Below are 1601 nucleotides of genomic sequence, written 5' to 3'. Positions count from 1 at the left end.
CTATAAACCTTGACGTGATATAATATATACGACACTATGGGCGCAAGCATTGCGCCCCTACAGTTGGACAAATTCGTTATTATCAATGACAACAACTTTAATCAATCACATTGAAATTACCCCAGAAACCTGTGGCGGTAAACCGCGCATCGCAGGTCATCGCATCAAAGTCCAAGATGTCGTTATTTGGCACGAACGCCTGGGAATGTCACCCGATGAAATTGTTTATCATTATCCCAGCATTACTTTAGCTGATGTTTACGCGGCCCTTTCTTACTATCACGATCACCTTGAAGAAATTAGACAACAAATCACAGATGATGATACCTTTGCCAAGGAAATGCAAGCTAAAACACCTTCTCTAGTCCAAGAAAAACTAAGAAAAATGAATGGGCAATAAAATTAAATTTCACCTAGATGAAAATGTAAGCTATAGTATTGCTCTTGGATTGCGCCATCGAGGCCTTGATGTTACTACCACTCCAGAAGAAAATTTATTGGGGGTATCTGATGAAGTACAATTGCAATTTGCTTTATCCAATGGTCGCGTGATTTTTACTCAAGATACTGATTTTTTAAGAATCAATCAATCATCTATAACTCATGCAGGAATTGCTTACTGTCCCCAACAAAGTAAATCTATTGGTCAAATAATTCGAGGACTACTCTTAATCTGGGAAATTCTTGAACCGGAAGAAATGTATAATCACATAGAGTTTATATAGAACCGCATGAAAAAGTGAATTAGTATTTGGCAGATCGATAAAAATAATCAAAAAGCTAATTTTGTCACTCTTTACTACGATAAAATTAAGGAGTATGAATAATGCAAACCGTCCAACTTTTTCAACAAGTCAAATTATGTAGAGATGTCCCCGACACTATTTTAAAAAAAGGTGATCAGGGAACAATTATTGAATATTTACCTCCTAATGAACAACAATTAGAAGCAGGTTATCTCCTAGAAATGTTTGACAATAAAGAAACCATTGACGTGATAGCGGTTCCCGTTTGTTGGATAACTTCTATTAACTAACGATTAGCAAAAATTCAGGCTACATTAGAAGGAGATTAGAAACTCTTGATCACCTATACCAACCATGAAAATTCAAGCAATTCTCAAAATTTAACTTTTTATCCAAATAGGAGAAATTTTATGAGTACCACCATCAATCTTCAAATCACTTTTGAATCTCTAACCGAAGCGATTAAATCCCTTGACTTAACGCAAAAACAACAATTATTAGAAATACTAGAACAACAAATTTTTCAAGCAGAAGAAACTTCCTATCAAGACGACGAGGAAACCTTAGCAGAACTTCAACAAGTTCGGGATGAATATCAATCAGGCGACTATGTGACCCTTGAACAATACTTGAGCAAGGATTAAACCACGATAAATTATATTATTATCTGAGAAATTTAACCCAATAAAACCATGATGCAACTAACCGTAGATGAAGCTAAAAATCAACTTTCTGAACTCCTTAAAGCTGCCTCAAAAGGTGAACAAGTTATTATCCAGAATCATGAAGGTCAAGACTTTCAACTCATTTCTCTTCCTACTACTGTTAAACATCCCCAATATGGAAGCGCAAAAG

Annotated in this window: 5 protein-coding genes; all 5 read left to right on the top strand. The window is 35.5% G+C overall.

Annotated features, from left to right (window positions below):
* Nucleotides 1-85: 85 nt before the first annotated feature.
* Nucleotides 86-400: a DUF433 domain-containing protein gene (locus tag IQ242_RS24350; RefSeq protein WP_002767946.1), complete on the top strand. Its 315-nt coding sequence runs from the start codon at nucleotides 86-88 to the stop codon at nucleotides 398-400.
* Nucleotides 390-725: a DUF5615 family PIN-like protein gene (locus IQ242_RS24345; protein WP_193961727.1), complete on the top strand. Its 336-nt coding sequence runs from the start codon at nucleotides 390-392 to the stop codon at nucleotides 723-725. The genes IQ242_RS24350 and IQ242_RS24345 overlap by 11 nt, the downstream gene beginning before the upstream one ends.
* Nucleotides 726-826: 101 nt before the next feature.
* Nucleotides 827-1036 carry a DUF4926 domain-containing protein gene (locus tag IQ242_RS24340; protein ID WP_002767944.1) on the top strand — a complete coding sequence of 70 codons (210 nt, stop codon included), beginning with the start codon at nucleotides 827-829 and terminating at the stop codon, nucleotides 1034-1036.
* Nucleotides 1037-1156: 120 nt separating this feature from the next.
* Complete coding sequence (locus tag IQ242_RS24335; protein ID WP_002767942.1) at nucleotides 1157-1390, top strand: hypothetical protein; 234 nt, start codon at nucleotides 1157-1159, stop codon at nucleotides 1388-1390.
* 48 nt (nucleotides 1391-1438) lie between these two features.
* Nucleotides 1439-1601 (top strand): type II toxin-antitoxin system prevent-host-death family antitoxin (locus IQ242_RS24330; RefSeq protein WP_193961726.1); only part of this gene is annotated, 163 nt, incomplete at its 3' end.

This window comes from Microcystis sp. LEGE 08355, from assembly GCF_015207185.1.
Taxonomy (GTDB): domain Bacteria; phylum Cyanobacteriota; class Cyanobacteriia; order Cyanobacteriales; family Microcystaceae; genus Microcystis; species Microcystis panniformis.
The sequence above is the reverse complement of the archived record's forward strand: the minus strand, read 5'-3'. Positions and strand labels throughout refer to the sequence as shown.